5 protein-coding genes are annotated in these 5,373 nt (G+C 52.3%); 2 read left to right on the forward strand and 3 right to left on the reverse strand.

Annotated elements, in window-relative coordinates; genetic code table 11:
* Positions 1 to 72 (reverse strand): transposase (locus ABX962_RS29185; protein ID WP_372724790.1); only part of this gene is annotated, 72 nt, incomplete at its 3' end.
* A 104-nt stretch (positions 73 to 176) separates the two neighbouring features.
* Between ABX962_RS29185 and ABX962_RS29190 the strand changes: the two genes are divergently transcribed.
* A complete protein-coding gene (locus ABX962_RS29190) occupies positions 177 to 848 on the forward strand; it encodes a hypothetical protein (RefSeq protein ID WP_372724784.1) in 672 nt (223 codons plus the stop codon).
* A 532-nt stretch (positions 849 to 1,380) separates the two neighbouring features.
* Here ABX962_RS29190 and ABX962_RS29195 read toward each other — a convergent pair.
* Together ABX962_RS29195 and ABX962_RS29200 are read right to left on the reverse strand one after the other, a co-directional pair.
* Positions 1,381 to 2,355: a DUF4238 domain-containing protein gene (locus ABX962_RS29195; protein WP_372724786.1), complete on the reverse strand. Its 975-nt coding sequence runs from the start codon at positions 2,353 to 2,355 to the stop codon at positions 1,381 to 1,383.
* Between the two features lie 215 nt (positions 2,356 to 2,570).
* A complete protein-coding gene (locus ABX962_RS29200; RefSeq protein ID WP_372724792.1) occupies positions 2,571 to 2,765 on the reverse strand; it encodes an abortive infection family protein in 195 nt (64 codons plus the stop codon).
* A gap of 550 nt (positions 2,766 to 3,315) precedes the next feature.
* On the opposite strand from ABX962_RS29200, the gene ABX962_RS29205 reads away from it, so the two are divergent.
* Positions 3,316 to 4,407, forward strand: a complete 1,092-nt coding sequence (locus tag ABX962_RS29205; RefSeq protein WP_372724788.1) for a restriction endonuclease — start codon at positions 3,316 to 3,318, stop codon at positions 4,405 to 4,407.
* The last annotated feature ends 966 nt before the right edge of the window (positions 4,408 to 5,373 follow it).

Here is a 5,373-nt window from a genome sequence, read left to right on the forward strand (position 1 = left end):
AAGTCCCTGTTCAATCACTTTCTTAACGGCAGCTAATTTAAATTCTCGGCTGAATGTTCGACGTTTGTCCATGAATTGGATCTCCTGTCAGAGAAGTCTGACATCTTCCGGTCCACTGTCAACTTTTCGTGGGCAATTCCAAATGGGCCTGGGATGGGACGTGTCCAGAGAATGCGATGAGTGCCGCTCAGCAAGTCTACGGCAGTGTTGACTGGGCTAGGTTGTCGTTGTTCAGCGCTGTAGATACCCAGACTTACGCCGATGCTATTCCGATGCACGGCTTCATTCCCCTTGTGGCACGGATCGCACTTGAAGAAAGTGGTCGCTACCGTGCGACGCCAACTTCGCCAGTTCCGGCTGCCTGGACGGACATCACTCTCAGTCCGTTGCATGAGCTTCTATGTAGCCGACCTGACTATGGTGACCAGATCGCCGAAATGTTTCACGGCATTCCCACAGAACCTGGCGAGGGAGTGGCGCTAATACCCGTTGGAGTTCCCACTGACTATGACGAATCGGCGACGACGGCAGATCAAGACTCAGACCCGGTGAAGCTGCCGGAGGCTGCGTCTGACTCAGACGACGATCTTGGTATACTTCTCGACAGAGCCCACGCCGAGAAGAATCCGCAGACCAGGGCAGTACTTTGGGGAGAGTGTATCTGCCACGTGCTGAGCCTTGAGGATGTTCGCGAGGGCCTGACATTTGATGAGATCAAAGCCATGAGGGATGAGGAAGCGGAGCAGCTTGCAGAACATATGCAGGCTGTCTTCGAGCTACGAGAAAGCCCGAGAGGGTTGACTGACAAAGTTAGTCGTTTGCGTGATGAGCCGGGCGAGATCGAATAAAGGTAGAGCGAAATCAACGGGATCAGTCCAAGTACCATTCCCATCAAGAAACCAGAGGTCGTTTCAGAATTCTTCGTAACGACTCCGGTCGGAATCATCGACGCTGTTCGGGGATTTGCGAAAACGACGTCGGGCTGTTTGACGTTTCATCGCCCGAAGCTGCTCCAGACGATCCGAAACACAACTGGCTTCGAAGCATCGGTTGGCGCAACCGATGCTGTTACATTCAGGGCCATTCAACGCATCGGTCCGCCCCACCGAATGCCGTGAGTCAAATTGATTCACGCTGCCTCCTCGACGCCGAACTCAAACTTAGCACGCAGTCAGAAGTGTCACAGTTTACGATCCGTCAATGACTCATGTCACAACGTCCGGCGTCACGAGACAAGTCTCTGAGATCACACATGTCGGTGTGTCCTGAGCAAGTTGCCGGCCTACATCTGACACTAGTGATGCTGCACCGGTGGCCGACGCCGGATGCACCGGTTTCATCGACCGGGCCAGTGATCCGAGTTGGCCAACGGAACAGTCCCTAACACCCAGAACTTGGATCACGGATCGGGCGTTGCTGAATGATGTTGCGTTGCTCCGTAATTTGACGTACTGACGATGGTCTTCGTTTTGGGGTACGAGGTGCGTACGTTGATCCCCAGTTGATTCGGTTCAATTGGGTTTGATCCTTCTTCGCAACTTTCCCTAGCCAAGGTTCCCTTCTGCGAGTGAAAACAAAGCGGTGGGCACCAATAACGGTCCGCCGATTTACTTCCTTAACTAATTTTTTGTCGTCAACGAATTCACCGTCCGGTCGAAATGGAACCCAGTTTCCAAAAATCGCCAGTTCACTCGAGACAGGGAATGTAATTTCGGATTCTCTTCTAGCCAACCCGTAGTACTCAAAGTAGAACACGGGGTTGTCCGAGGTTACGAATTTCTGATCACTTGCTGCGTGAACGAATCTCCAGTGCATTGTGTAAATCAAACCAATCGTTCTCGCACTCGGCCACGGGCAGTACATAGAGTCCTGGACTTCCGGTGGCAAGGATTCTGACATGCGTGTTTCGATCTCATCCAGCTCAGCAATCCGCTGTTCGACGAGTCGTTCTAAAATGTTTTTTTCCCTTCCACACTGCCTGATTTCGTCTCGCATCCGTGCCGTTACGTCCTTCAAAACATCAGGACCCATTTTATCGGCCTTGGCCCGATGTACTGGTACGCGATGTGTCATCGTCGCCATGTACGTCGCGAGGCTCAGTCGATCATCCTCCGAAAGTGTGAAGTTTCCCAACCTGAGTTGGTCTAACGCCCGGTTACCAGGAATCTCAACTAATTCATTTAAAAGCGACTCAACTTCCCCATCGTAGTAGCCAGGCTCTTGCGCAATTTTTGCAATCGACGCCCGGACTCGCGAGTAGCTATTAGTTTTCTTGTCGAATTGCCACAGACCTAACGGTTCAGACGGATCGGTGAATCCCTTCAGGTACTTTCGGGGTACATAGTGATGTCCCACGCTTCTCTCCTATTCTACGGTGACGAGACAACATCAAAGAGGCCACAGTTCCATTGCAAGTTCAGTTGTATCCGCATATCGCTGTGACTTCCAGAAGCATGGGGGCAATGTCTGTCTCCACTGACGTTCATGAGCCTGTTCTAAGTTATAGCGAGTTTGCGACACCGCGACGTCTCCCATGTCTCAAGCGACGTCACCCTAGTGTCGACGTGATGCTAGCCCGTCTGAGCCATGTTGATGAACGGTCCGGCTTCGGATGAATCGAGCAAATCATTGTTGGCATGCGCCATGCTGCCCTCGTTTCGTATGGGATTCGTCGCATCCATGATCCCGGACATGCCGCAAAAGATCTTGTCGAGATCGTCTTTTCGCGGACCGACGTCGCTGAAGGGCGGGCGTTGCTTACGAATAAGCGTAAAAAGCCCCTCATAAACATCTTTTCACCATAGCTAACTCCGGCATCGTCACACAGTGCCCGAAGGTATCGGAAACTCGGCTCTCGCGGTGAACCAGACGAAATGATCAGAAGATTTGGTTAGAGAAGGTGGTCGTGGAGTTGCTCTGACGCATCCGTAGCCACCACTCGGACGGGGCGATTTTTGCGTGCAACCCTACCCCGCAAATGGTCCGTCCGGTTTCATCGACTGACGAGAACAGAGCTGACAGGACGCAATACTGCACGATCAACAGAATTGACCAACACGGCACTCTGGAATGCCCCCAATTATTCCTGTATCGGCCACCGGAGCAGATCAGTGAGTACAATCTTTCATGCAATGTGTTCCGGAACCAAATTATCCAGATGCACCCGCAACTCGACTTTTGAGTCCTGGAACCTTTTCTTGTCCAACGGCTCGACGAAAGCGGCCAACGACGAAACTTTAGCGGTGCGGCGGTCCAGGCCGTTTGGCATTTTGCTAAACTATGGCGTCCCGTAATCTCCTCGTTAGTTCCGTTTCTATGCGATTCTTACATATCCTCGCCGCTCTACTCGTGTTCCCGATCGCATGCATTCTATTGCTGATTGGTGGTTTAGGACTGCTCGCGTCGGTTCTTTCATTCTTCCAGGGCGATGAATCGTTTGGGGGTGCGTCAACGTTGTTTATTGGCGGCATTTTTGTATGGCTGGGAATCTTGCTCTTTTGGCGTGCTGTAAATTGGATAAGCCCTGCTGCAGAACGCTCGTTGTCGAATGCGAGAGACTTCAGTCATGGTAATATCCACCCGGCGAATCTTGCACCGGTTTCACGACCTGGACCAATCTTTAGATCAGATACTCTGACTATCGAGGACGTAGATCAGATGACAGGGCTAGAGTTTGAGGCGTTTGTCGCGGCGATCATCCGATGCATGGGACATACTGCGGAGGTAACTCGGGCAAGTAACGACTTTGGCGTGGATGTCATCGCAACGGTTAACGGAGAACGAATTGCGATTCAGGCAAAACGGTATTCCGGAAACGTCTCACGGACCGCGGTTAGTGACGCAGTTGCTGGGAAGTCCCATTACGATTGCCAGAAGGCCGCCGTCGTGACGTGCAGCAATTTTACAAAGTCTGCAATTGAATTCGCTGAGTCCGTTGACTGCATGTTGATGGACAGATCGGTAGTTAAGAACTTACTTTCGCAGCATGGCAAACATCCTGATCTTGTTGCGATGCGTAAACCGGGGCTGAGTTTGAATGCGGTGCAAGACCTGTCATGCTCGGAAAATGAGATTTTCTCGGGGCTAGAGCCTGATGAGTTGGCAGACTGCATGGACGGTCAAGTTTTGCAAGTGCCCGAGAATATCAGGCAGCAAATCTTGGCCGACGCCGTACGCGATCATCCCGGTGATTTCGGCACGCAGGAATACGTCTTTGAGGAACAATGTAAGAGTTACGCTCGGCTTTATTTCGGGGCAGATGGTTTCCCTGACATTCCCAGCGAAATTAAACGCCAAATTTTCGCATCAGCAATGAGTGATCACCCCGGCGATTTCGGCACGCAGGAATATGTCTTTACGGAACAATGCAAGAGCTATCGGAGGATCCAAAGACTGAATCACAACTAACCCTATTGCCGCACGTTGCGTTTGAAGAACGTCGTTGGTTTTCATAAAACTTTCAACAGAGGTTACTCCTATTTGCGTGGGGACACGTGTGTTGCCGGTTCCTTTCCAATCAATCGCTATCACGGCGGGGCAACTCCGAAGTGCGTTGCGTACTTGCAGGTCTCGTTGTTAATCCCCGGTCCAGACAAACCCCAAGTGGTCTCACCCAAGATTGACGCCGCGTAGCTGTGGAGTTCCTGAGTCACTCGACCCGGGATTTTGATGTCTGATGCCATTCGATTTGCGTCCTTTTGAGGAGTTGATTCACAATCACCAGTGTTGCCGTGACACCTGAGCGGTGAGAAGGGGTTCGCAGTATCGGTTTGCGACACACCTCGTTTGATTGGTAGCCAACGAACATCAATTGCTTGAAGCCTTCCAAGACGAACTGACCTCGGATCACGTTCATTTTGCTAGTTCAACCCCTGCCCGATGGCGATTACGTCCGGTTCGCTTCCGCGATCTTCTGGATGGAGTAGAAAAGGTTCGCGGACTCTTTTTCGCGTTGCGCGGACTCACTATTCGTGTTTTGGACGCCAACATCCGTGGGCCGACGCTGGTGCTGGCCAATACTACGCATTGGCGGGAACTTCTCTGGCCGAGGCAACGCTGAGAAATGTCGCCGGAGATCGGGGCGAGTCAGGAAAAAGAATTCAACCGGCTCGATTTTGCTTCGCTCTAAACAACCAATCGTCTGCTTCGAAGTCGCCGTCGATTTCGGGAGCCAATCTTTTTCCTCTGGCGACTTCCTTAGTTACCTCGCCCCCGACGAAGTTGGGGGAGAGGTCGAGCACGCCCTCAAGGCGTTGCTCGGGTGAGGGGGCGACCGCGCAACTGGCGAGCAATTCAGCTGGACGTGACATTACCGCCGCCCGCAACTTGCTCGGTCAGCCCCCTCACCCGAACGTCGCGGAAGGCTCCGTTCGA

The organism is Novipirellula sp., from assembly GCF_041583735.1.
Lineage (GTDB): Bacteria > Planctomycetota > Planctomycetia > Pirellulales > Pirellulaceae > Novipirellula.